The sequence below is a fragment of the Streptomyces sp. NPDC060031 genome, from assembly GCF_042736805.1.
Classification (GTDB): Bacteria; Actinomycetota; Actinomycetes; order Streptomycetales; family Streptomycetaceae; genus Streptomyces.
Genome location: NZ_JBHWVM010000042.1, coordinates 33,410 through 56,347 on the forward strand (window position 1 = coordinate 33,410; position 22,938 = coordinate 56,347).

21 protein-coding genes are annotated in these 22,938 nt (G+C 71.6%); 8 read left to right on the plus strand and 13 right to left on the minus strand.

Annotated features, from left to right (window positions below; all coding sequences use genetic code 11):
• Positions 1-66: 66 nt before the first annotated feature.
• On the minus strand, positions 67-1,803 hold the full coding sequence (gene lysS, locus ACFWB8_RS20065; RefSeq protein ID WP_385228432.1) for a lysine--tRNA ligase: 1,737 nt from the start codon (positions 1,801-1,803) through the stop codon (positions 67-69).
• 168 nt (positions 1,804-1,971) lie between these two features.
• Between lysS and argS the strand changes: the two genes are divergently transcribed.
• Positions 1,972-3,744 carry an arginine--tRNA ligase gene (argS, locus tag ACFWB8_RS20070; RefSeq protein WP_385228435.1) on the plus strand — a complete coding sequence of 591 codons (1,773 nt, stop codon included), beginning with the start codon at positions 1,972-1,974 and terminating at the stop codon, positions 3,742-3,744.
• Positions 3,745-3,796: 52 nt separating this feature from the next.
• On the opposite strand, the gene ACFWB8_RS20075 is transcribed toward argS, so the two are convergent.
• Together ACFWB8_RS20075 and ACFWB8_RS20080 are read right to left on the minus strand one after the other, a co-directional pair.
• Positions 3,797-4,333 carry a hypothetical protein gene (locus tag ACFWB8_RS20075; protein WP_385228438.1) on the minus strand — a complete coding sequence of 179 codons (537 nt, stop codon included), beginning with the start codon at positions 4,331-4,333 and terminating at the stop codon, positions 3,797-3,799.
• Between the two features lie 2 nt (positions 4,334-4,335).
• The gene (locus ACFWB8_RS20080) at positions 4,336-5,187 is read right to left on the minus strand and encodes a Crystal protein ET79 (RefSeq protein ID WP_385228440.1); all 852 of its coding nucleotides are present in this window, start codon (positions 5,185-5,187) and stop codon (positions 4,336-4,338) included.
• A gap of 197 nt (positions 5,188-5,384) precedes the next feature.
• On the opposite strand from ACFWB8_RS20080, the gene ACFWB8_RS20085 reads away from it, so the two are divergent.
• Positions 5,385-7,991 carry a BTAD domain-containing putative transcriptional regulator gene (locus ACFWB8_RS20085; RefSeq protein WP_385228443.1) on the plus strand — a complete coding sequence of 869 codons (2,607 nt, stop codon included), beginning with the start codon at positions 5,385-5,387 and terminating at the stop codon, positions 7,989-7,991.
• Between the two features lie 39 nt (positions 7,992-8,030).
• Here ACFWB8_RS20085 and ACFWB8_RS20090 read toward each other — a convergent pair whose 3' ends face one another.
• Positions 8,031-8,576, minus strand: coding sequence for a hypothetical protein (locus tag ACFWB8_RS20090; RefSeq protein ID WP_385228446.1), 546 nt, complete (start codon positions 8,574-8,576; stop codon positions 8,031-8,033).
• A 173-nt stretch (positions 8,577-8,749) separates the two neighbouring features.
• Here ACFWB8_RS20090 and ACFWB8_RS20095 point away from each other — a divergent pair, with 173 nt between their 5' ends.
• Entirely contained in the window at positions 8,750-9,547 is a 798-nt protein-coding gene (locus ACFWB8_RS20095; RefSeq protein ID WP_385228518.1) for a VOC family protein, read from the plus strand.
• A gap of 83 nt (positions 9,548-9,630) precedes the next feature.
• Here ACFWB8_RS20095 and ACFWB8_RS20100 read toward each other — a convergent pair whose 3' ends face one another.
• Complete coding sequence (locus ACFWB8_RS20100) at positions 9,631-10,029, minus strand: ATP-binding protein (protein ID WP_385228449.1); 399 nt, start codon at positions 10,027-10,029, stop codon at positions 9,631-9,633.
• A 113-nt stretch (positions 10,030-10,142) separates the two neighbouring features.
• On the opposite strand from ACFWB8_RS20100, the gene ACFWB8_RS20105 reads away from it, so the two are divergent.
• Together ACFWB8_RS20105 and ACFWB8_RS20110 are read left to right on the plus strand one after the other, a co-directional pair.
• Positions 10,143-10,967 carry a Scr1 family TA system antitoxin-like transcriptional regulator gene (locus ACFWB8_RS20105; protein ID WP_385228452.1) on the plus strand — a complete coding sequence of 275 codons (825 nt, stop codon included), beginning with the start codon at positions 10,143-10,145 and terminating at the stop codon, positions 10,965-10,967.
• Positions 10,964-11,167 carry a DUF397 domain-containing protein gene (locus ACFWB8_RS20110; RefSeq protein ID WP_385228455.1) on the plus strand — a complete coding sequence of 68 codons (204 nt, stop codon included), beginning with the start codon at positions 10,964-10,966 and terminating at the stop codon, positions 11,165-11,167. The genes ACFWB8_RS20105 and ACFWB8_RS20110 overlap by 4 nt, the downstream gene beginning before the upstream one ends.
• Here the strand turns inward: ACFWB8_RS20110 and ACFWB8_RS20115 are convergent.
• The 8 genes from ACFWB8_RS20115 to ACFWB8_RS20150 all read right to left on the minus strand — a co-directional run bounded on the left by ACFWB8_RS20115 (position 11,149) and on the right by ACFWB8_RS20150 (position 19,195).
• Positions 11,149-11,421 carry a DUF1876 domain-containing protein gene (locus ACFWB8_RS20115; protein ID WP_385228458.1) on the minus strand — a complete coding sequence of 91 codons (273 nt, stop codon included), beginning with the start codon at positions 11,419-11,421 and terminating at the stop codon, positions 11,149-11,151. The genes ACFWB8_RS20110 and ACFWB8_RS20115 overlap by 19 nt on opposite strands.
• Positions 11,422-11,650: 229 nt before the next feature.
• Complete coding sequence (locus ACFWB8_RS20120) at positions 11,651-12,244, minus strand: TetR/AcrR family transcriptional regulator (protein ID WP_385228461.1); 594 nt, start codon at positions 12,242-12,244, stop codon at positions 11,651-11,653.
• A gap of 60 nt (positions 12,245-12,304) precedes the next feature.
• Positions 12,305-13,306, minus strand: a complete 1,002-nt coding sequence (gene hemB, locus ACFWB8_RS20125; RefSeq protein WP_385228463.1) for a porphobilinogen synthase — start codon at positions 13,304-13,306, stop codon at positions 12,305-12,307.
• Positions 13,307-13,469: 163 nt separating this feature from the next.
• Positions 13,470-15,143, minus strand: coding sequence for a uroporphyrinogen-III synthase (locus tag ACFWB8_RS20130; RefSeq protein ID WP_385228466.1), 1,674 nt, complete (start codon positions 15,141-15,143; stop codon positions 13,470-13,472).
• Entirely contained in the window at positions 15,140-16,108 is a 969-nt protein-coding gene (gene hemC / locus ACFWB8_RS20135) for a hydroxymethylbilane synthase (RefSeq protein ID WP_385228469.1), read from the minus strand. The genes ACFWB8_RS20130 and hemC overlap by 4 nt, the downstream gene beginning before the upstream one ends.
• A complete protein-coding gene (locus ACFWB8_RS20140) occupies positions 16,105-17,823 on the minus strand; it encodes a glutamyl-tRNA reductase (protein WP_385228472.1) in 1,719 nt (572 codons plus the stop codon). Before ACFWB8_RS20140 ends, hemC begins: the two co-directional genes overlap by 4 nt.
• Positions 17,820-18,644 carry a redox-sensing transcriptional repressor Rex gene (locus tag ACFWB8_RS20145; protein WP_385228475.1) on the minus strand — a complete coding sequence of 275 codons (825 nt, stop codon included), beginning with the start codon at positions 18,642-18,644 and terminating at the stop codon, positions 17,820-17,822. The genes ACFWB8_RS20140 and ACFWB8_RS20145 overlap by 4 nt, the downstream gene beginning before the upstream one ends.
• Positions 18,645-18,916: 272 nt before the next feature.
• Positions 18,917-19,195, minus strand: coding sequence for a glutaredoxin family protein (locus ACFWB8_RS20150; protein WP_385228478.1), 279 nt, complete (start codon positions 19,193-19,195; stop codon positions 18,917-18,919).
• 107 nt (positions 19,196-19,302) lie between these two features.
• Between ACFWB8_RS20150 and ACFWB8_RS20155 the strand changes: the two genes are divergently transcribed.
• The 3 genes from ACFWB8_RS20155 to ACFWB8_RS20165 all read left to right on the plus strand — a co-directional run bounded on the left by ACFWB8_RS20155 (position 19,303) and on the right by ACFWB8_RS20165 (position 22,868).
• Complete coding sequence (locus ACFWB8_RS20155; protein WP_385228481.1) at positions 19,303-20,259, plus strand: HAD family hydrolase; 957 nt, start codon at positions 19,303-19,305, stop codon at positions 20,257-20,259.
• A gap of 372 nt (positions 20,260-20,631) precedes the next feature.
• Positions 20,632-21,441 (plus strand): ECF subfamily RNA polymerase sigma factor, BldN family, encoded by an 810-nt coding sequence (locus tag ACFWB8_RS20160; protein WP_385228484.1) that lies wholly within the window; start codon positions 20,632-20,634, stop codon positions 21,439-21,441.
• A 236-nt stretch (positions 21,442-21,677) separates the two neighbouring features.
• A complete protein-coding gene (locus ACFWB8_RS20165; protein WP_385228488.1) occupies positions 21,678-22,868 on the plus strand; it encodes a DUF5667 domain-containing protein in 1,191 nt (396 codons plus the stop codon).
• Positions 22,869-22,938: the final 70 nt, after the last annotated feature.

Consider the following 22,938-nt stretch of genomic DNA (forward strand, 5'->3'; position numbering starts at 1 on the left):
TCGCGACCCGCATGCGGAAGGGCCCGCACCCCGGGGGGTGCGGGCCCTTCCGCATGTCCACGGCCCTTACGCGGCCAGCAGCTTGCGCACCCGGTCCGCCCCGACCGCGAGCAGCAGCGTGGGCAGGCGCGGTCCGGTCTCCCGGGTCACGAGCAGCCGGTAGAGCAGCGCGAAGAAGGTGCGCTGCGCGACCTTGAGTTCGGGCGTCGGCTTGGCGTCGGGCTCCAGGCCGGCCATCACCTTCGGCACGCCGTAGACGAGCGTGGTCAGCCCGTCGAGCGACCAGTGCGAGTCCAGGCCGTCCACCAGCATGCGCAGCGACTCGCGGCCCTCGTCGTCCAGCGACGACAGCAGCTCGACGTCGGCGTCCTCGCGTACGAGGGTCCGCTGGTCGGCCGGGACCTGGGTGGTGATCCAGTTCTCGGCGCGGTCCAGGCGCGGGCGTACCTCGTCGAGGGAGGTGAGCGGCTTCTCCGGCTCCAGGTCGCTCAGGATGCGCAGGGTCTGCTCGTCGTGTCCGGCGGTGATGTCGACCACCGAGGCGAGCGTGCGGTACGGCATGGGGCGCGGGGTGCGCGGCAGCTCGTGCGAGGCGACGCGGACGGCGCGGGCGTGCGCGGCGGCGTCGGCGGGCAGCACGGAGCCGTCGGCGACCTTGGCCTCCAGCTTGTCCCACTCGTCGTAGAGCCGCTGGATCTCCTGGTCGAAGGCGATCTTGAAGGACTGGTTGGGGCGGCGGCGGGCGTACAGCCAGCGCAGCAGCTGCGGCTCCATGATCTTCAGCGCGTCGGCCGGGGTGGGGACCCCGCCCTTGCTGGAGGACATCTTCGCCATGCCGCTGATGCCGACGAACGCGTACATCGGGCCGATCGGCTGCTCGCCGCCGAAGATGTGCACGATCTGCCCGCCGACCTGGAAGGACGAGCCGGGCGAGGAGTGGTCGACGCCGGACGGCTCGAAGATCACGCCCTCGAAGGCCCAGCGCATCGGCCAGTCGACCTTCCAGACCAGCTTGCCGCGGTTGAACTCGCTGAGCTTGACCGTCTCGGTGAACTCGTCCTCGGTGCAGACGTAGGTCAGCTCGGTCGTCTCGTCGTCGTACGAGGTGACCTTGGTGAAGTCCTTGCCGCACTCGCCGCAGTACGGCTTGTACGGGAAGTACCCGCCCTCGGTGCTGCTGCCGTCGTCCTCGGCGGCCGCGCCGGAGCCCTCGGCGGCCTCCAGCTCGGCCTCGTCGACCTGCTTCTGCTGGGGCTTCTTGCCGCCCGGCTTCTGCTTGGTGCGGTACTGGTCGAGGACGGCGTCGATGTCGCCGCGGTGCTTCATCGCGAACAGCACCTGCTCGCGGTAGACGCCGCTCGTGTACTGCTCGGTCTGGCTGATGGGGTCGTAGTCGACGCCCATCTCGGCCAGCGCCTCGACGAAGACGGCCTTGAAGTGCTCGGCCCAGTTCGGGTACGCGGAACCGGCCGGGGCGGGCACGGAGGTCAGAGGCTTGCCGATGTGCTGGGCCCACGACTCGTCGATGCCGGGGACGCCGGCCGGGACCTTCCGGTACCGGTCGTAGTCGTCCCAGGAGATGAGGTGGCGGACCTCGATGCCCCGGCGGCGGATCTCGTCCGCGACCAGGTGCGGGGTCATGACCTCGCGGAGGTTGCCCAGGTGGATCGGGCCGGAGGGGGAGAGGCCGGACGCGACGACGACGGTTTTGCCCGGGGCTCGGCGCTCCGCCTCGGCGATGACCTCGTCCGCGAAACGGGAGACCCAGTCGGTCTCGGTGCTGCTCTGGGCGCTCTGAGCCACGACACGTCCTTCTATCTCGAATGCTGGCTGCTGCCATTCTCCCAGACGGAACAAGGAGCTCCGGGGTTGTTTTCTCCCGTGAAACCGAAGGCACCCGCGTGGGATACTCGGCTCTTGTCGGAACAACCAAGTGCACGCTCAGGCACGACCTCACAGGAACGGCAGCTCATGGCCTCGGTCCCTTCCCTCGCTTCTTCCGTCCATCAGCGCGTCGCGGACGCCCTCGCGGCGGCGATGCCGGAGGCCGGTGGCGCCGACCCGCTGCTGCGACGAAGCGACCGGGCCGACTTCCAGGCCAACGGCATCCTGGCGCTCGCGAAGAAGGCCAAGGCCAACCCGCGCGAGCTGGCGGCGACCGTGGTCGAGGGCATCCCGACCGGTGACCTGATCCAGGAGATCGAGGTCTCGGGCCCCGGCTTCCTCAACATCACCGTCACCGACCGCGCGATCACCGAGACCCTGGCGGCGCGTGCCGCGGACGACCGGCTCGGCGTCCCCCTCGCCCAGAACCCGGGCACCACGGTGATCGACTACGCGCAGCCGAACGTGGCCAAGGAGATGCACGTCGGCCACCTGCGGTCCGCCGTGATCGGTGCCGCGATGGTCGAGATCCTGGAGTTCACGGGCGAGACGGTGGTCCGGCGCCACCACATCGGCGACTGGGGCACCCAGTTCGGCATGCTCATCCAGTACCTGCTGGAGCACCCGCACGAGCTGGACCACAAGTCGGACGCGGAGGTCTCCGGCGAGGAGGCCATGTCCAACCTGAACCGCCTCTACAAGGCCTCGCGCGCGCTCTTCGACTCCGACGAGGAGTTCAAGACGCGCGCCCGGGCCCGGGTGGTGGACCTCCAGGCCGGTGAGCCCGAGACGCTCGCGCTGTGGCAGCGGTTCGTGGACGAGTCGAAGATCTACTTCTACTCCGTCTTCAACAAGCTGGACATGGACATCCAGGACCAGGACGTGGTCGGCGAGTCCGGCTACAACGACATGCTGGTCGAGACCTGCAAGCTGCTGGAGGACTCGGGCGTCGCCGTCCGCTCCAACGGCGCGCTGTGCGTGTTCTTCGACGACGTCAAGGGCCCGGACGGCAACCCGACCCCGCTGATCGTGCAGAAGTCGGACGGCGGCTTCGGCTACGCCGCGACCGACCTCTCGGCGATCCGGGACCGCGTCGGCAAGCTGGACGCGAGCACCCTGATCTACGTGGTCGACGCGCGCCAGTCCCTGCACTTCAAGATGGTCTTCGAGACGGCCCGGCGCGCCGGCTGGCTGAACGACGAGGTCAAGGCCGTCCAGCTGGCCTTCGGCACGGTGCTCGGCAAGGACGGCAAGCCGTTCAAGACCCGTGAGGGCGAGACGGTCCGGCTGGTGGACCTGCTGGACGAGGCGGTGGAGCGGGCGACCACCGTGGTCCGGGAGAAGGACAAGGAGCGCGGCCTGCTCACCGAGCAGGAGATCGTCGAGAACGGCCTCCAGGTCGGCATCGGCGCGGTCAAGTACGCGGACCTCTCCACCTCCGCCGCGCGCGACTACAAGTTCGACCTGGACCAGATGGTCTCGCTCACCGGTGACACGTCCGTGTACCTCCAGTACGCGTACGCCCGGATCCGGTCCATCCTGCGCAACGCGGGCGACCGTTCCCCGGTTGCCCACCCGGAGCTGGAGCTGGCTCCGGCCGAGCGGGCGCTGGGCCTGCACCTGGACGGGTTCGGCGCGCTGATCGAGGAGGCGGCCGCGGACCACGCCCCGCACAAGGTGGCCGCGTACCTCTACCAGCTGGCCTCGCTGTTCACGACGTTCTACACCGAGTGCCCGGTCATCAAGCCGCAGCCGGAGCTCGTCGTCGGCGAGAACCGCCTGTTCCTGTGCGACCTGACCGCCCGCACCCTCAACAAGGGCATGTCCCTCCTCGGCATCCGCACCCCCGAGAAGCTCTGACGCACGGCGGCCGGCCCCGCCTCCCTTGCCGGGAGGCGGGGCCGCCGTCGTTTCAGGGGCGTGCGTTGGTCATGTACCAGTAGTAGGCCTGGACGGCTCCGACGACCGTCCCGGCCACGACGGACAGGAACCGCCTCGTCTGCCTGTTCTGCAGGGCGACCGTCCCGCCGGGACCGGCGATCACGTCCCAGTTGAACTGCTCGCCGTTGCCCTCGTCGATGCGGATCCCGCCGCCCGCCGACGCCAGGCTCATGCGGTTCTGTTCCGCGTCCATGTTCACCAGCGATATGGAACCGTCGCCGTGTCCGGTCACCTGCCACACGGCGTTGTCGTGGCGGCTGCCGTACCAGAGCCGGCTGGCCTGGCACACGACACTGCCCATCCAGTCGTTGTCGCCGAGCCACTGGTCGGGCGTGTCCCGGGGCGCCATGACGTACGTCTGGCCCGGCGTGATCGTTTGCACGCCGATGGAGGCGGAGGCAGGGGCGGAGGCAGGGGCGGAGGCAGGGGCGGGGGCGGCCGAGGCCGTACCCGCGGCGACGAAGGTCAGTGCGGCGGCGCACGCCACCACTGCGATGCGTCGGTTCATGGTCAGCCCTTCATCACGGTGAAGGTGACGGAGGCGTTGTTGCCGCTGCCACCGCCCTGCTTGCAGACGAAGCCGTTCGGGACGTTGCAGTAGTAGCCGTTGCTGCCCGAGAACGGGTTGTTCCAGCCGATGCTGACGTTGCCGACGTCGAGCATGCTGTAGACCGCCGCGCCTTCCGTCCCGGTCATGAAGCCGTTCGACTCCGACTGCCAGGTGCCGTCGCCCATCGGGTACACGCGGTCCGGCGGGACCATGTTGTCGGTCCACGTGCCGTGGATCAGGCCCGACGAGGTGCGGTCCATCGTGTTGGGGGTGCGGTTTTGCAGTTTGACCGTCGTGCTGCGGGCCGCGTTCACCGAGAACTGCCCGTCGCGGCCGATGGTGAACGTCGCCGACGCGTTGTTGCCGCCGCCGCCGGTGCGCGAACAGGTGTAGCCGCGGGGCACCGTGCAGCCGTAGCCGTTGCTGCCCGCGTACGGGTTGTTCCAGTAGATGGTCGCCTCGCCGTCGTTGCCGAGGGCGTACGTCGCGGTCCCTTCCGTCCCCGTCATCATCCCCGAGGAGTGCGAGCCCCAGGTGGCCGACTTGAGGCTGTCGATCGTCTCCGGCGGCGTCGCGTCGTCCCACACCCCGTGCGCGAGCGACGTGAAGTTGCGGTACATCGTCGTCGTGGTCTCGTTGACGACCTTGACCTGGGTGCTGCGCGCCGACTGCACCCCCACCGAGGCCTGTTGCGAGGCGTGGCCCCCGGTCGCGGCCGCGGCCGTGACGGCCGGGGCCAGGACCATGGCGGCGGCCATGGCCGCCACGACGGTGCGCCGCGCACCTGTATGGAATCGCGAGTTGGTCGACATGTGTGTCTCCTGTTCCTCGTTCCGGCTTCGCAGCGATGAGCTTGCCGACGCGGCCTAACGGCGATCTAACGCGGATCCCGGCTGTGTTTGCGTACATGGTGGACCATTTCGCGCCTTTATCCCTCTTCGCCCGCGAGTAGGGCCCTATGGGCTCGTAAGGTGCGGCAAGGAACGACGTGGGGCGGGTGGGACGCGTGATGAATTTCCGTTTGCTCGGGCCGGTGTCGGCCTTCTCGGGGCAGGCCGAGATACCGCTCGGGCCGCCCAAGCGCAGAGCCCTGCTGGCGCTGCTCGTGCTCGCGGACGGCGCGCCCGTGGGCGCCGAGCGGATCACCGAGGCGCTGTGGGACGACCGGCCGCCGACGCACGCCCGGACCGTCGTGTACGGCCATGTGTCCGCGCTGCGCGGCCTGTTGCGCGCCGAGCGGGACACCGACGTCGTCACCACGGACAGCGGGTACGCGCTGCGCGCTGCTCCCGGCTCGGCGGACCTGTGGCGCTTCCGCGAGCTGGTGCGCCGGTCCACGGCCCCGCCCCCGGGCGAGCGGCCCGCGGAACTGCTGCGCGACGCCCTCGGCCTGTGGCGCGGCCCGGTGCTCGGCGGGGTGGGCGACACCCCGCTGATGACGGCGGCGGCCGACCGGCTGGCGGAGGAACACCTGGGCGCGCTGGAGCAGTTCGCCGCCGCCCTGCACGCATGCGGCCGGGGAGCGGAGGCGCTCGCGCTGCTGCGGCCCGCCGCCGAGCGGCACCCGCTGAGGGAGTCCCTGATCGCGGCCGTCGTGCGCGCGCTGCACCACGCGGACCGCCAGGCCGACGCCGTCGCGCTCTACCGCCGCACCCAGCGCCGGCTCGCCCGGGAACTCGGCGTCGACCCGGGCGCCGCGCTGTCCGAGGCGTACCTGGCGCTGCTGCGCGGCCGGCCCCCGCAGCCGCCGGCCGCCGCCGCGCCCACCCGGGGGGCACCGCCCAGGGCGCCGGCACGGCCGGCCGCACAGCCCGCCGAGCGGGTGGCCGCCGCCGCTGAGCCGCCCGCGGCGCCCGCGCCGCCCTTCCTGTTACCGCGCGCGCCGGCCGGTTTCGTCAGCCGCACGGAAGACCTGGCGCGGCTCACCGCCGCCGCGCGGTCGGACAGGGCGCCGCTCAGCGTGGTCACCGGCCCCGCCGGGGTCGGCAAGACCTCGCTCGCCGTCCACTGGGCGTACGCACACGCCGCCGACTTCCCCGACGGCATCCTCTACGCCGACCTGCGCGCCGGGGAACCGGACGGCACCGGCCCCCAGACGACCGGTGTCCTGCACGACTTCCTGCAAGCCTTCGGGGTCCCCGAGGAGCTCCTCCCGACGGAGGCGCGCGCCGCGGAGAACCTGTACCGCGCGACGCTCTCCGGCCGCCGCGCCCTCGTCCTGCTCGACAACGCCCGCGACTCGGTCCAGGTACGTCCCCTGCTGCCCGGGACGCCCGGCTGCACGGTGCTGGTCACCAGCCGCAACCGCCTGGAAGGGCTCGTGGCCACCGATTGCGCGCGGCTGCTGCCGCTCGGCCGCCTGGCACCCGCCGAGGGGGTACGGGTCCTGCGCACCGTCATCGGTGACGGCCGGGTGGAGGCGGAGCCCGCCGCCGCGCAGGAGCTGTCCGTCCTGTGCGACGGCCTTCCGCTCGCCCTGCGGCTGGCCGCCGCCCGGCTCGCCGCACGGCCCCGGCTCGCCCTGCGCGCCATGGCCGACGGTCTGCTCGACGAACACCAGCGGCTGTCCCTGCTGTGCGGCGAGGACCTCGGGGTCGAGGCGACACTGCGGATGAGCGTGCAGCAGCTGCCGCCGGACGCCGCGCTGCTCTTCCGCCAGCTCGCCCTGCACGTGGGGTCCGAGCTCGACGCCGGCGCCGCGGCCGCCCTCAGCGGCCTGCCGCCACTGGCGGCCCGCGGGGCCCTGGAGGACCTGGCCGCCGCCCACCTCGTCGAGGAGCGGACCAGCGACCGGTACCTGATGCACGACCTGACCCGCCTGTACGCCCGTTCCTTCGCCGACCGCGCCGACCCCGGGGGGCTGCGACGTCTGCTGGTGCACTACCTGTCCGCCGCCCGGGCCGCCACGGCGGCGGCCGAACCCGGCAGCCAGCCCTGCTGCACCCTGCCCGCCGGAGTGCTCCCGCCCGGACCGCCACCCGCATTCGCCGACCGCGCCGGGGCGATGGCCTGGCTGGGCACCGAGCGGGCCAACCTCACCGCGGCGGTCGCCGCCGCGGCCGAGGCGGGGCATCCGGAGCTGGTCTGGCGCATCGCCGTACAGCTGTGGCCGCTCATCGTGCGCCAGGTGCACGACGGCTGGGAGCCGGTCCTCCAGCGCGCCCTCACCGCCGCCACCGCACTCGGCGACCCGGACGCGCAGTCGCGGCTGGGCTCGCTGCTCGGCTGGGTCCTCACCGAGAACGGGCAGCACACCGCGGCACTGGAGCACCTGAGCCGGGCGCCGGAGCTGGCCTCACGGGCCGCGGACCCGCCCGGCCAGGTCATCGCCCTGGTCAACTGGGCCATCGCGCTGGAGCGCGCGGGCGACCTGCCGGGCGCCGGGGAGCTGCGCGAACGGGCGGCGCGCATGGCCCAGGACCTCGATCACCCCCACACCGAGGTCCTGGCCCTCTACCACCTGGCCGCCCACCGCCTCGCGACCGGGCGCCCGGACGAGGCGCTGGCCCTGTGCCGGCGGGGCTTGGAACTCGCCTCCGACGAACCGTCGGACGAGCGCCGGGAGCTGCTCCTGGACACCCGCGGCAAGGCCCTGCGCGCGCTGGGCCAGCGATGAGGAGGCCCCCTCACCGGCGCCGGCCCGCGGGGAGCGGCGTCAGCCCCCGCGCACCTCGAAGGTCACCGAGGCGTTGTCGCCGGAACCTGCGAACCGCTCGCACGAGTAGCCGGCCGGCACCCGGCAGCTATAGGTGTTGCTGCCGACGAACGGGTTGTTCCAGCGGACCTCCACGGGACCGTTGGCCGTCGAGTACGTCGCGCGCCCCTCGGTGCCGGTCATGACCCCGTTCGACTCCGACTGCCAGTCGCCCGCGGAGTACGGGGCGATCACCTCGGGCAGGCGCGAGCTCCAGATCCCGTGGCTCAGCGAGGCCTCCCCGAACGTCCAGTGCCGGTCCGTCAGGTTGACCAGCCTCACGTGGGTGCTGCGTGCCGCCAGGATCCCCGGGCCGGTCTGCTGCTCCGCCGTCGCTGTCGCCCCCGCCCCCGCCGCCGTCGCGTCCGGCCGGGCCACGGCGTTCGCGGGGCCGGCCGCCACCGCGGCCAGGACCAGGGCGGCCCCCGCCGCGGCCAGGCACCGCGTCATCCGCCGGCCGGGCGCGGTCCGCTGCCGCTGCCCGTACCGCTTCACCGTTGCGTCCATGACCGTCTCCCTGTCTGGTGGTCCGCTTCTCGGTCGGAACGCTGCCGCAGGGCCCTAACGGTGGGTGTGACGCGCATCTAACGTCACCCTTACGGCCCGGTTCGGCTCGTACGGCCCGGGTAGGGGACGGCCCGTCCTTCCCCCACGCACCATCGGAGACCCCCGTGCCCGACATGAACGGCCCCTACAAGCCCGGCACTCCGTGCTGGATCGACCTGATGGTCCCCGACCAGCAGGCGGCCCTCGACTTCTACGGCGACCTGTTCGGCTGGCAGGGCGAGATCGGCCCGGCCGAACAGGGCGGGTACTCGGTCTGCACCCTCAAGGGCAAGCCGGTCGCCGGGATCATGAAGGCGATGAACCCGGACGGCACCACCCCCGACCCGATGCCCCCGACCGTGTGGACCACGTACCTGGCCACCGACTCCCTCGACTCCACCCTCAAGGCGGTCACCGACGCCGGGGGCGCGGTCATGATGCCCGCGATGGACGTCATGGACCTCGGCAGAATGGCCGTGATCACCGACCCCACCGGTGCCGCGGTGGGCCTGTGGCAGGCCGGCACCTTCGACGGCGCGGGCATCGTCAACGAGCACGGCGCCCTCATCTGGAACGAGCTGACCACGGGCGACATCCCGGCCGCGGCGGCGTTCTACTCCGCCGTGCTGCCGGTCACCACGGCCGCCTCCCAGATGCCGGACGCCGAGGGCTACGTGGAGTTCAAGGTCGCCGGTCGCGCGGTCGGCGGGATGATGGACCTCTCCAAGCTGCCGCCCGGGGTCCCCGCGCACTGGATGCCGTACTTCCACGTCGACAGCGTCGACGACGTCCAGGCCGCCGCCGTCCGCGCCGGGGGCAGCGTCCTCGCCCCCGCCTTCGACATGGCGGCCGGCCGGATGGCCGTCCTCGCCGACCCCCAGGGCGGCGGCTTCTCCGTCATCACGGCCTCGGCCCCGGAGCAGCCCGCCTGACCCTCCCGAGTCGCCGACCGCGTCGAGCAGGGCCGCCGCCCGGTCGAAGGCCTCCACGGCCTCGGCCGGGCGGTCCGGCCCGCCTAGCGGAACTCGCACCAGACGACCTTGCCCGGGTGGCGTGTGAGCACGCCCCACTCGTCCGCCAGGGCCGCCACGAGCATGAGCCCCCGGCCGGTGGTGGACTCACCGCCCGGCCGGCCGCCGACCCGTGGGGCGCCGGGGCCACTGTCGTGGACCTCGATCCGCACGGTGGCGTCGAAGGTCAGCAGCCGCAGCAGGTACCCCCGCCCGGGCGGGACCCCGTGCAGCAGGGCATTGGTGGCCAGCTCGCTCACGCAGAGCAACATGTCGTCCCGCCGGGCCACCACCCCCCACGCGTGCAAGGTGTCACGTGTGAACTGTCGCGCTGAGCTCACGGTTTGGCGTGACCGCAGGAAGAACTGATCCCGCAGAAGTGCCGGTTGAGTATGGAGATTCACCGGCCCATCGTGGCGCGGAGTGACTAGCGTGGTCCTCAGCGCCGACCCGTACTCACCACTGAGTACGGGTCCGCCTGGGGTATTTCGCGTGCAGGTGTGGGGAGTTCGCAGTCATGCCACCGAAGAAGCGACCAAGGCCGAACGCGACCACCATGAAGATGGTGGGCCGCCAGGTGGCCGCCGCCCGGATCGCCAAGAACCTGACCCAGAGGCAGCTCGGCGAGCTGGTCAACCTCGACGAGGAGACGATCGCCTCCATCGAACAGGGCCGACGGGCCCTGATGCCGAACGTAGCCGAGCTGATGGATTTCCACCTCGGCCTGCCGGGCCTGTTGACCGTGGCCGCCAATGAGATGCCTGACAGAGACCCGTCGCCACCGTGGTCCGAGGCGTACATGGACCTTGAGCGTACGGCGATCACCTTCTCCTGGTTCGAGTGCACGGTGATCCCCGGCTTGCTTCAGACCGAGGGCTACATGCGCGCGCTCTTCGCCAGCCGTGTACCCGCGTACTCCGAGGAGACGATTGGTCGCCTGACCGGCGACCGGTTGGACCGGATGGAAATCCTGCGGCGCGAGGTGCCGCCGAGTCTCAGCTTCGTTGTATGGGAGCCGGCGCTTCGGGATCGGCTCGGTGGAAACGAGGTCTACAAGGAGCAGCTAAGGCATCTGCTTGCCTGCACCCGGCTCCCCCACGTCACATTCCAAGTGCTGCCCGCTGGGACGTCCCACCACGCGGGCCGGGGAGGCTCCTTCACCGTGCTGGAGACAGCCCAGCACCAGTACGTCGCCTACACCGAGGGCCAGCGTTGCAGCAACATCATCTCCGGTCCCGACGACGTCAGCATCCTCGCCCAGAGGTATGCGATGCTGCGGACCCAGGCCCTCAACATCGACGAGACACGGACTCTGTTGGACCGTTTGCTAGGAGAGCGATGACCACCCCCTCCGCCGTACCGGTGTGGTTCAAGTCCAGCTACAGCGCCGATGAGGGATCCCAGTGCCTCGAGGTGGCCCTCCCCGCGCGGCACAGCGGCAGCGAAACGATCCACGTGCGGGACTCGAAGGTCCCGCACGGGCCCGTGCTCGACCTGAGCCCCGCCGCCTGGGCGGGGCTCGCTCAATGGGTCAGCGGATAGGAGTGGCGGCCCGTTGCCGCGTCGATCTCGGTGTGGGCCTTCTGCAACATCTGGGACGCGAGATCCATCAGCGCTCGCGCGCCGGCGATCTCTTCGCCGACCCGTAGCTGCTCCGGGTCGGACGGATGACGCATGGCGTAGCCGTGCGCCCTGATCTCGGAGCCGTCCCCGAGTCTGACCATGGCCGCCGCACTGGTGCGGTGGCCTTCCTCGGTGAATTCGATCTCCGCATGCCACCCGACGAGCGTGGACATGGTGCATCACCTCCAGGGGGTCACCCTGCCTCCAGGGTGCGCCCGTACCCCCCGCTCCCGCAAACCCCACCGGCAGCCTTCCCGGGCCCTCCCCTGCGGGACCCCGGAAGGGCGGCGGCCCCGTGGGCGTACACGGCGCATCCAGCGCTGCCAAGTGTGGCGCGCCCAGCCCGGGTTGGGGAGGCATTTCTAGAGTGCAATTTTAGAACCGGGCCGTCTCGGCCGGACATCACTCCGGCCTCAGGGATCTCCAGACGGCGTCCGGCAGGACCTTCGCGACCTCGTCCAGGTCGAGATCGTAGGTGTTGGACAGCCAGCGCCGCGCGGCCTCGCACGGCGGCCCGATGACCAGCACCTCCACCACCGGTCCCGGAAGCGGCCGGATCTCGCCCTTCTCCATCCGGGTCCACATCCACACCGCCATCGGCGCGAGCTTCTCCTCCTTGACCGCCCGGATCTCGGCCTCGTGCACGGCCAGGTAGCCGGAGTACGCGGAGGCGTGCAGGAACAGCGCGGCGTCCTGGTTCTCCCGAGTGAAGTCCAAGTAGGCCTGCACCAGGGCCAGTACGCCGGTCCGAGCCGTCCGGGAGCGCTCCAGCGCGGCCATCATCCCGTCGAAGAGCCGGCCCATGCACCGGATGTACAGCGCGGCGGCGAGCCCGTCGAAACTCCCGAAGTGGTGGTACAGGCTGCCCAGGCTCACACCGCTGGCCGCCGTGACGGAGTTGACGGTGAATCCCTGCTGGCCCGACTCGGCGTACACCCGCAGTGCGGCGGTCAGGAGCTGCTCGACGGTGGCCTCGCCACGCTGCTGCTTCACCATTGCGTCAGCGTAAGCGAGCCGGCGTACTCCCCCGTACGTGTTTGCCTTACCCGGCGGCGGTCAGCGCTGCGTGCGCAGCCAGCCCGCGACCTCGGTCGCCCAGTACGTCAGGATCGTGTCGGCGCCCGCCCGCTTGATGCCGAGCAGCGTCTCCAGGATGGCCCGGTCGCGCTCGATCCAGCCCTTCTCCGCGGCCGCCTCGATCATCGCGTACTCGCCGCTGATCTGGTAAGCGGCCACCGGCACGTCCACGGCCTGCGCGACCCGGTGGAGGATGTCGAGGTAGGGGCCGGCCGGCTTGACCATCACCATGTCGGCGCCCTCCTCCAGGTCGAGGGCCAGCTCCCGCAGGGACTCCCGGGCGTTCGCCGGGTCCTGCTGGTACGTCTTGCGGTCGCCCTGGAGCGAGGAGGCGACGGCCTCGCGGAAGGGGCCGTAGAAGGCGGAGGAGTACTTCGCGGTGTAGGCGAGGATCGAGACGTCCTCGTGCCCGGTCTCGTCCAGCGCGTCGCGGATCACGCCGACCTGGCCGTCCATCATCCCGCTGGGGCCGACCACGTGGACGCCCGCGTCGGCCTGGACCTGCGCCATCTCGGCGTACCGTTCCAGGGTCGCGTCGTTGTCGACGCGCCCGTGCTCGTCCAGGACCCCGCAGTGGCCGTGGTCGGTGTACTCGTCCAGACAGAGGTCGGACATGATCACCAGGTCGTCGCCGACCTCGGACCTCACGTCGCGGATCGCGAGCTGGAGGATCCCGTCCGGCTCGGTGCCCGCCGTGCCCAGCGCGTCCTTGTTCTCGTCGGCCGGGACACCGAACAGCATGATCCCGCTGACGCCCGCCTCGACCGCTTCCACGGCGGCCTTGCGCAGCGTGTCACGGGTGTGCTGGACCACGCCCGGCATGGCCGAGATCGCGAGCGGCTCGCTGATGCCCTCCCGCACGAACGCCGGAAGGATCAGGTCGGAGGGGTGCAGCCGGTACTCCGCGACCATCCGCCGCATCGCCGGGGTGGTGCGCAGCCGCCGGGGCCGCGAGCCGGGGAAGGATCCGTACGCGCTCATCTTCAGTCGCCTCTCCGAGCCGAGAACAGTCGCACCCAGCCTAGAACGCCGGAGGGGCTGGAAAATTCAGCCCCTCCGGCGTTCCAGTTCGAGGAGCGGGGTCCGGCGCGGAGCCCCGCGGCCGCCCGGCCCGTTCCCGCTCAGCCCACCGCTAGGCCCACCGCTAGGTGGTACGGCGCCTGCGCGCCCCCGGCCGCCGCTCGCTCGGGCGGTACACCGACTCGCCGGCCTCCTTGGCCGCGTCGCGGCGCGCGGCACCGTACTCGGCCAGGGCCTCCGCCAGCTTCGACACCGACGGCTCCGGCGAGAGCACGTCCACGCGCAGCCCGTGCTCCTCCGCGGTCTTGGCCGTCGCCGGCCCGATGCACGCGATGACGGTGACGTTGTGCGGCTTGCCGGCGATGCCGACGAGGTTGCGCACGGTCGAGGAGGACGTGAAGAGCACGGCGTCGAAACCGCCGCCCTTGATCGCCTCACGCGTGTCCGCCGGCGGCGGCGACGCGCGCACGGTCCGGTAGGCGGTGACGTCGTCGACCTCCCACCCGAGCTCGATCAGGCCCGCGACCAGCGTCTCGGTCGCGATGTCGGCGCGCGGCAGGAAGACGCGGTCGATCGGGTCGAAGACCGGGTCGTACGGCGGCCAGTCCTCCAGCAGCCCGGCCGCGGACTGCTCGCCGCTGGGCACCAGGTCCGGCTTCACGCCGAACTCCACCAGCGCCGCGGCGGTCTGCTCGCCGACGGCGGCGACCTTGATCCCGGCGAAGGCGCGGGCGTCGAGCCCGTACTCCTCGAACTTCTCCCGGACGGCCTTCACGGCATTGACCGAGGTGAAGGCGATCCACTCGTAGCGCCCGGTGACGAGCCCCTTGACGGCCCGCTCCATCTGCTGCGGGGTGCGCGGCGGCTCCACGGCGATGGTCGGCACCTCGTGGGGCACGGCGCCGTACGAACGCAGTTGGTCGGAGAGCGAGGCGGACTGCTCCTTGGTACGCGGTACGAGGACCCGCCAGCCGAACAGCGGCTTCGACTCGAACCAGGCCAGCTCCTCGCGCCGCGCGGCGGCGCCGTGCTCACCGACCACGGCTATGACCGGCCGGGCGCCCTCGGGCGACGGGAGCACCTTGCCCTGCTTGAACACCTGGGCGATGGTGCCCAGGGTCGCGCTCCAGGTGCGCTGGCGGGTCGTGGTACCGGCCACGGTCACGGTCAGCGGGGTGTCGGGCTTGCGCCCGGCGCTCACCAGCTCGGCGGCGGCGGCCGAGACCGTCTCCAGCGTCGCGGAGACGACGAGGATGCCGTCGCTGGCGCCGACCTCGGTCCAGCAGCGCGCGGAGGCGCTCTTGGCGTCCACGAACCGCACGCCGTTGTCGTCGCCCCGCTTGCCGCGCAGCGGGACACCCGCGTACGCCGGGACGCCGACGGCGGTCGGGATGCCCGGAACCACCTCGAAGGGGATGCCCTCGGCGGCGCAGACGAGCATCTCCTCGGCCGCGCTCCCGTCGAGCCCGGGGTCGCCCGTGACGGCACGCACGACCCGCCTGCCGGAACGTGCCGCTTCCATGACAAGATTGGCGGCGTCCCGGATCACCGGTACACCGGCGGCTGCTGACACTTCGTCAGCAATCGTCAGCTGTGGCGTGTCCACGCCCGCGCGCGCATGCGCCCGTACGACGTCGAGCACTTCGGGCTCGGCGATCAGCACGTCCGCCGCGGCGAGCGCCTCGACGGCACGCAGCGTCAGCAGACCCGGGTCGCCGGGGCCGGCACCGAGGAAGGTGACGTGCCCGTGCGCCGCGAAGGCCGCGAAAGCGGGAGTGGTGGGACTTTTGGGGTTCAAAGCGACCGCTCCCCCATCAGACCGGCCGCACCCTTAGCCAGCATCTCGTCGGCGAGTTCACGGCCGAGAGCCATGGCCTCGTCGTACGACTGGGGTACGGGACCGGTGGTGGACAGCTGCACCAGCGTCGAGCCGTCGAGCGTGCCGACGACGCCGCGCAGGCGCATTTCATTGACAGTCTGCCCATCGGCCAGCAGGTCGGCGAGCGCCCCGACGGGGGCACTGCAGCCGGCCTCCAGGGCGGCGAGCAGGGCACGCTCGGCGGTCACGGCGGCCCGGGTGTACGGGTCGTCGAGTTCACCGAGCGCGGCGATCAGGTCCGCGTTGGACGCGAGGCACTCCACGGCGAGCGCGCCCTGGCCCGGAGCGGGCAGCACGTTGTCGACGGAGAGCAGGTCGGTGGCTTCGTCGGCGCGGCCGATCCGGTTCAGACCGGCGGCGGCCAGGACGACGGCGTCGAGCTCGCCGGCCCGCACGAAGCCGATCCGGGTGTCGACGTTGCCGCGGATGGCGACGGTCTCGATGACCTTGCCGAGGGTTTTGGCGTAGGCGTGCAGCTGGGCCGTGCGGCGCGGCGAACCGGTACCGATCCGGGCTCCGTCGGGCAGCTGCTCGAAGGTCAGGCCGTCGCGCGCGACGAGCGCGTCCCGGGCGTCCTCGCGCTGCGGCATGGCCGCGATCACGAGGTCGTCCGGCTGCGTGGTCGGCAGGTCCTTCAGCGAGTGCACGGCGAAGTCGACCTCGCCGCGCACCAGGGCGTCGCGCAGCGCGGTCACGAAGACCCCGGTGCCGCCGATCTGCGCGAGGTGCTCGCGCGAGACGTCACCGTAGGTCGTGATCTCCACGAGCTCGACGGACCGGCCGGTGACCGCCCGTACCGCCTCGGCGACATGCCCGGACTGGGACATGGCCAGCTTGCTGCGCCGCGTGCCGAGCCGCAGTGGCTGGTCGAGACGTGGATTCATGATGCCCGTCCTGAGTCGTGGTTCTTGTCAGCCTCGTCGGCCCGGCTGACGGAAGCCACCGTCTGCGGGTCGAGATCGAAGAGTTCGCGCAGCGCCTCCGCGTACCCGGCGCCGCCGGGCTCGCTCGCGAGCTGCTTGACGCGCACGGTCGGCGCGTGGAGGAGCTTGTCGACGACGCGCCGGACGGTCTGAGTGACCTCGGACCGCTGCCGCTCGTCGAGGTCGGGGACCCGTCCGTCCAGCCGCGCCACTTCCATGGCGACGACCTCGGCGGCCATGGCGCGCAGGGCGACCACGGTGGGCGTGATGTGCGCGGCCCGCTGGGCGGCCCCGAAGGCGGCCACCTCGCCGGCGACTATGCCGCGCACGGCGTCGACGTCGGCGGCCATCGGCGCGTCCGCGGACGCCTCGGCGAGCGACTCGATGTCGACGAGCCGCACGCCCGGGACCCGGTGCACGGCGGCGTCGATGTCCCGGGGCATGGCCAGGTCCAGCAGCGCGAGCCGTACGGGCGAACCGTCCTGGCTCCGCACCGTCTTCCGAGGCTGCCGCTGCGCGGCGGCCTCGCCCTGATCGGCCCACGTCCCGTGCAGTTCGAGCGAGTTGGCGTCCACCCCGGTCAGCGCGACCCGCCCCTCCGGCCCCACGGGACACCCGTCGGGCTCGGCGGTAAGCGTCCGAGCGGCCCCGGCATCGGCCAACCGGCCTCCGTCCCGAGCAGCAGCGGCCAGCCGCGCCACAACATCCGGATCCAGCCCGGCCGCAGCCAAATCCAGTCCGGCCTGAGCCAGATCCAGCCCCGCCGGCGTTTGAGGCGCGGGATCCGGGGCGGAGCCCCGATCCTTCAGCCCCGCGTGCGCGAGCACATCGGCGGCGCCCCAGGACACGGCGGCGCGCACGTCATCGGCGGTCAGCACCAGCCCGGTCGCCCCGGTGCACGAGACGACCACGTCGACTCGTGTCAGCTCATCGGCGACAGAAGCCATCGGCACGGCCGAAGCCCGCACACCCGTGCCTGAGGCAACCAGAATCCCGGCCAACCGCTCCGCCCGCTCGGCGGTCCGGTTCGCCACCACGACCTCGGCCACACCCACCCGCGCCAGCGTCGCCGCGGCCAGCGAGGACATCGACCCGGCGCCGATCACCAGCGCCCGCTTCCCCGCGGCCCACACCCCCACCGGCACGGCCGCCCCGGCCAGCTGCTCCAGCCCGAACGTCACCAGCGACTGCCCCGCCCGGTCGATCCCGGTCTCGGAGTGCGCCCGCTTGCCGACCCGCAGCGCCTGCTGGAAGAGGTCGTTGATCAGCCGGCCCGCCGTGTGGAGCTCCTGCCCCAGCGCCAGCGCGTCCTTGATCTGCCCGAGGATCTGTCCCTCGCCGACCACCATCGAGTCCAGCCCGCACGCCACCGAGAAGAGGTGGTGCACCGCCCGGTCCTCGTAGTGGACGTACAGGTAAGGGGTGAGTTCCTCCAGCGCGACACCGCTGTGCTGCGCGAGCAGCGTCGACAGCTCGGCGACACCGGCGTGGAACTTGTCCACGTCGGCGTACAGCTCGATCCGGTTGCAGGTGGCGAGCACCGCCGCCTCCGCCGCCGGCTCCGCGGCCAGCGTGTCGTGCAGCAGCTTGGCCTTGGCGTCGGCGGACAGCGAGGCCCGCTCCAGCACGCTCACCGGCGCGCTGCGGTGGCTCAGCCCTACGACGAGCAGACTCATGCCGGCATCACCGCCGGGACGTCACCCTCGGGGTTGCCCTTGCGTGCGACGGCGGTGGCCCGCCCGGCGGGCGGCACCACGGCGGCGGCCGGAGCCGCACCCGCGCCGGAGTCGGAACCCTCGTCGAAGCCACTGGCGGAGGCGGCCGCGGCGGCTTCCTCCCCGGCCTTGCGCTGCTCGTGGAAGGCGAGGATCTGGAGCTCGATCGACAGGTCGACCTTGCGCACGTCGACGCCCTCGGGCACGGACAGCACGGTCGGGGCGAAGTTCAGGATGGAGGTGACGCCGGCGGCGATCAGCCGCTCGCTGACCTGCTGGGCGGCCCCGGCCGGCGTCGCGATGACGCCGATCGAGACGCCGTTCTCCTCGATGATCTTCTCCAGCTCATCGGTGTGCCGCACGGGCATGCCGGCGACCGGCTTGCCGGCCATCGCCGGGTCGGCGTCGATGAGCGCCGCGACCCGGAAGCCGCGGGACGCGAAGCCGCCGTAGTTGGCCAGGGCGGCGCCGAGGTTGCCGATGCCGACGATGACGACGGGCCAGTCCTGGGTCAGCCCGAGCTCGCGGGAGATCTGGTAGACGAGGTATTCGACGTCGTAGCCGACGCCGCGCGTCCCGTAGGAGCCGAGGTACGAGAAGTCCTTGCGCAGCTTCGCGGAGTTGACTCCGGCGGCGGCCGCGAGCTCCTCGGAGGACACCGTGGGCACCGATCGCTCGGAGAGCGCGGTGAGAGCGCGCAAGTACAGCGGAAGCCGGGCGACAGTGGCCTCGGGAATACCTCGGCTGCGGGTCGCCGGTCGGTGAGTTCGGCCAGTTGCCACGATGCTCCTGCGGGATGAGCGGGGCTGCAGGCGGTCACTTGTCCCAAGACCGCCCCGTCGGAAGCAGGCTATGTCTTTGTGAACGCGTGCACAAAGATTGTGTCCGGTTTGTCCGAGCAAAGTGACCGGGGTCACGCAGCCCGGCCGCCCTGCGCGGGAACCGGAACTACGCCGAACCCGTTCAAATCCCGAAGGGGGCAAAACCGTACACACTCCTCATCGATACGCCCCCGAACCCCACAAATCGCCCATGATCATAACCGGCGGAAGGGTCAGGCCCCCAATGCCCGCTTGAGCCGGTCAGGGTTCACCCTCCAGAAGGTGTGCTGTTCGCCGTCCACCAACACCACGGGGATCTGCTCCCAGTGGAGCCGGTAGAGCTCCGCATCCTGCGAGATGTCCTTCTTCTCCCATTGCGCACCGGTCTCGGCGCAGATCCTCTCGATCACTTCCTGGGCGTCATCGCACAGATGGCAGCCCGGCTTCCCGATGAGCGTGACCACCCGCTCGTCGGGACGCTTCTTTTCCTTACGGCGCAGCAAAGGGCTCATGCCCCCATTCTCCCGCGCCGGGCCCTTAACACCCTCGCCCCGCAGAGTTCACGCCCCCGCATCCCATCGGTTCGGGAACTCCCGAACACAGTGGCTATGCTCGCGTCATGGCCGCTCTGGGATGGCTCACCCCCCGTAGGCGCTCCGCCACCGCGCGGAGCGTGCTGGCAGGCGAGGCCTCGGCCGAGGCCGCCCGCAAGACCGCGCAGGCCGAAGCCCCGCCCTTCACCGAGGAGCCGGCCGCGCCCGACGCGGCGCGGGCCGAGGAGGAAGTCGAGTTCCCCGTGGCCGGCGACGACCTCGCCGCCGCCTTCTTCGACCTCGACAACACCGTCATGCAGGGCGCCGCGATCTTCCACTTCGGCCGCGGCCTCTACAAGCGCGAGTTCTTCCGCCGCCGCGAACTCGCCCGCTTCGCCTGGCAGCAGGCCTGGTTCCGGCTCGCCGGCGTCGAGGACCCCGACCACATGCAGGACGCCCGCGACAGCGCGCTGTCCATCGTCAAGGGCCACAAGGTCTGCGAACTCATGGCCATCGGCGAGGAGATCTACGACGAGTACATGGCCGAGCGGATCTGGCCGGGCACCCGCGCCCTGGCCCAGGCCCACCTCGACGCCGGCCAGAAGGTGTGGCTGGTCACCGCGGCGCCCGTCGAGACGGCCACGATCATCGCCCGCCGGCTCGGCCTGACCGGCGCCCTGGGCACCGTCGCCGAGTCCGTGGACGGCATCTACACCGGCCGCCTGGTCGGCGAGCCGCTGCACGGCCCCGCCAAGGCGGAGGCGGTCCGCGCCCTGGCCGCGGCCGAGGGCTTCGACCTCGAACGCTGCGCCGCGTACAGCGATTCGCACAACGACATCCCGATGCTGTCGCTGGTCGGACATCCGTACGCGATCAATCCCGACACAAAACTGCGCAAGCATGCCCGCGCCCACGACTGGCGGCTGCGCGACTATCGGACCGGCCGCAAGGCCGTGAAGGTCGGCGTCCCGGCAGCCGCCGGAGTCGGGGCCATCGCCGGCGGCGCGGCCGCCGCCATCGCCCTGCACCGCCGCCGCAAGTAGCCGCGCCGGCCCCCGCGCCGGGCCCCGCACCGGCTCCGGCCCGGACTCCCGCCCGCCGAGCCGGGGCACCGGCATTCGCTCCCCCCTACCCGCGCCCCCGGCGCGGCACTCGGGCATGCCCGACTCGGTCGCGAGCCGCGCTGGAAGCCGCCATTCCGCGCATCCAACCGATCAAGAAACGATCACCAACTGCGACTGAATATGCCCTCGACACGCAACAGAAGTGTCGGAACCGGTGATTTGAGCAACTGGGTGTAGCGCCGCCTGTACGAAGCGTTATTCTCCTCAAACGCATGCCACCGGCCATCTGTCGCCACGACAGGTGAACGGTCCCGCACTGCACGTGATGGAAGCTCTGCCTCTGGGAGTCCCGTGTACCCACCTGTCGGGGTTGACGCCTCGGGCCTGGCTACGCTGCGCGCAACGGTCCTCGACCACCTGCGCGGCTTCGTCCCCACCGCGTACGCCGTCCCCGCCTTCGCCACCGCGGTCCCTGCCGGCCACGGTCCGGCCGGTCCTTGCTATGCCCTGACCGACGGCGGAGCGACGGTGGGCAGACGCGGTCGCTCGGGTTCGAGCACCGGCGCCGCCGGCACCGCCGCGCCCGCCGCCCGCCGCCCCACCGCGGACAGCGACCAGGCCCGCATGATGGACCTGGTCGAACGCGCCCAGGCCGGCGAGGCCGAGGCCTTCGGCCGCCTGTACGACCAGTACAGCGACACGGTCTACCGCTATATCTACTACCGCGTCGGCGGCAAGGCGACCGCGGAGGATCTCACCAGCGAGACCTTCCTGCGCGCGCTGCGCCGCATCTCCACCTTCACCTGGCAGGGCCGCGACTTCGGCGCCTGGCTCGTGACGATCGCCCGCAACCTGGTCGCCGACCACTTCAAGTCCAGCCGGTTCCGCCTGGAAGTGACCACAGGCGAAATGCTCGACGCGAACGAGGTGGAACGCTCCCCCGAGGACTCCGTCCTGGAGTCCCTTTCCAACGCGGCCCTGCTGGAAGCCGTACGGAAACTCAACCCCCAGCAGCAGGAGTGCGTGACCCTGCGCTTCCTCCAGGGCCTCTCGGTCGCGGAGACGGCGCGCGTCATGGGGAAGAACGAGGGCGCCATCAAGACGCTCCAGTACCGGGCGGTCCGCACCCTGGCCCGCCTCCTCCCGGACGACGCCCGCTGACGGCGCCGCCCGCTGAATCCCTCCATCCACACAACCGGTGACCCCTCGATGACGCTGTGGTCCGATCATCCTTCGTCCGTAACCCAACTGCCGCGCCGCTCGTTGTGCGGGATGCAGGCTCCCTGTGGACACGCCCTGCCCGAAGCCGCTCACTCGAAAGGGTGGATGTGCTCAAGGAAGGCAACCTTCCGGACACCTTGGGGAGTCGATCGTCATGACGAGAGGAGGTGCCGCCAGTGATCGCGAACGTGACTCCGCACCGGCGGGCGAACGCCTTCGCCCAGGCCCTGGAGGAACGGACCCCGTCCGATCTTTCAGAACCGGACCCGGCGGCCGAGCAGTCCGAGGCACCTGCCGACCACGACCGGTTGTTGGCCCTGGCGAGCGTGCTCGGCGAACGAATGCCGCGCCCGGTGCTGGACCCCGAAGTCAAAGTGGTGCAGCGAGCCCAGCTCGTTGCCGCCATGGAAGCCAAGGTGATGCAGGAGAGAGCCGGAGGCGTTGCCGCCGCCGACCCTCAGGTGCCCGAACAGCGGACCGGCCGCGGCGCCCACCGGGCGACCTCGCTCCGGAAATTGCGACCCCGCTCCCGCTGGTCCAAGGGCATCGCGGCGGGCGGCCTCACCGTGGGTGTGGCCGCAGGGGCATTCAGCGGAGTGGCCGCTGCCAGCACGGACGCCCTGCCCGGTGACCACCTCTACCCCGTGAAGCGGGGCATGGAGGACATCAGGCTCGGGATGGCCGACGACGATTCGGACCGGGGCGAGCTCTACCTCGACCAGGCCGCGAACCGCCTGTCGGAAGCCCGCAGGCTGATGGAGCGCGGCCGGACGGGCGTACTGGACCACGAGTCCCTGGGCGCGATCCGCCGCGCACTGGCGGGCATGAAGCACGACGCCTCGGAGGGCCACCGGCTCCTCCAGGCCGCGTACGAACGGGACGGCTCGCTCGGCCCGATCGCGGCACTGTCGTCGTTCTCCCAGTCCCAGGGCGACGCGTGGGGCAGGCTCCGGCAGAAGCTCCCCGTACAGCTCACCGATGTGGGCGGCGAAGTCGACTCGGTCTTCCAGGCCATAGACGATGACGTGGCGCCGCTCCAGGGCCTGCTCCCCAAGCCACCCGAGCAGACCCGCAGCCCGGGAACCCCCGCCAAGCCGAGCACCCCGGCGGGCAAGCAGCAATCCGCCCCCGCCCCGGGCGCGCCGTCCGCCGCACCCACCCCGAGCGCGTCGGAATCCGGCAAGCCCCCGGCCCCCGGCGGCGGTCTCCTGGGCGGCACGGGCAACCTGCTGAACCCGCCCGCGGGCGGCCAGTCCACCACCACCCCCACGACGGCACCGGACCTCCCCAAGCCGGAAATCACCCTCCCGCCCCTCCTCCCCGGCCTCCTTCCGGGCCTGGGGCTGAAGGCGGACGACACGGAGTAGCCCGTACGCGAACGCCGGCGTGGCTGGGATCCGGCCTCGCCGGCGTTCGAGGCGCGGGGTCCGGGGCAGC

Coding starts and splice junctions, on each gene's coding strand:
- ACFWB8_RS20110 (WP_385228455.1), top strand. CDS start 10,964: ATGACCACCCCCTCCGCCGTACCGGTGTGGTTCAAGTCCAGCTACAGC.
- ACFWB8_RS20105 (WP_385228452.1), top strand. CDS start 10,143: ATGCCACCGAAGAAGCGACCAAGGCCGAACGCGACCACCATGAAGATG.
- ACFWB8_RS20115 (WP_385228458.1), bottom strand. CDS start 11,421: ATGTCCACGCTCGTCGGGTGGCATGCGGAGATCGAATTCACCGAGGAA.
- ACFWB8_RS20080 (WP_385228440.1), bottom strand. CDS start 5,187: ATGTCGACCAACTCGCGATTCCATACAGGTGCGCGGCGCACCGTCGTG.
- argS (WP_385228435.1), top strand. CDS start 1,972: ATGGCCTCGGTCCCTTCCCTCGCTTCTTCCGTCCATCAGCGCGTCGCG.
- hemC (WP_385228469.1), bottom strand. CDS start 16,108: ATGAATCCACGTCTCGACCAGCCACTGCGGCTCGGCACGCGGCGCAGC.
- ACFWB8_RS20075 (WP_385228438.1), bottom strand. CDS start 4,333: ATGAACCGACGCATCGCAGTGGTGGCGTGCGCCGCCGCACTGACCTTC.
- hemB (WP_385228463.1), bottom strand. CDS start 13,306: ATGAGCGCGTACGGATCCTTCCCCGGCTCGCGGCCCCGGCGGCTGCGC.
- ACFWB8_RS20090 (WP_385228446.1), bottom strand. CDS start 8,576: ATGGACGCAACGGTGAAGCGGTACGGGCAGCGGCAGCGGACCGCGCCC.
- ACFWB8_RS20085 (WP_385228443.1), top strand. CDS start 5,385: ATGAATTTCCGTTTGCTCGGGCCGGTGTCGGCCTTCTCGGGGCAGGCC.
- ACFWB8_RS20120 (WP_385228461.1), bottom strand. CDS start 12,244: ATGGTGAAGCAGCAGCGTGGCGAGGCCACCGTCGAGCAGCTCCTGACC.
- ACFWB8_RS20140 (WP_385228472.1), bottom strand. CDS start 17,823: ATGAGTCTGCTCGTCGTAGGGCTGAGCCACCGCAGCGCGCCGGTGAGC.
- ACFWB8_RS20095 (WP_385228518.1), top strand. CDS start 8,750: ATGAACGGCCCCTACAAGCCCGGCACTCCGTGCTGGATCGACCTGATG.
- ACFWB8_RS20155 (WP_385228481.1), top strand. CDS start 19,303: ATGGCCGCTCTGGGATGGCTCACCCCCCGTAGGCGCTCCGCCACCGCG.
- ACFWB8_RS20150 (WP_385228478.1), bottom strand. CDS start 19,195: ATGAGCCCTTTGCTGCGCCGTAAGGAAAAGAAGCGTCCCGACGAGCGG.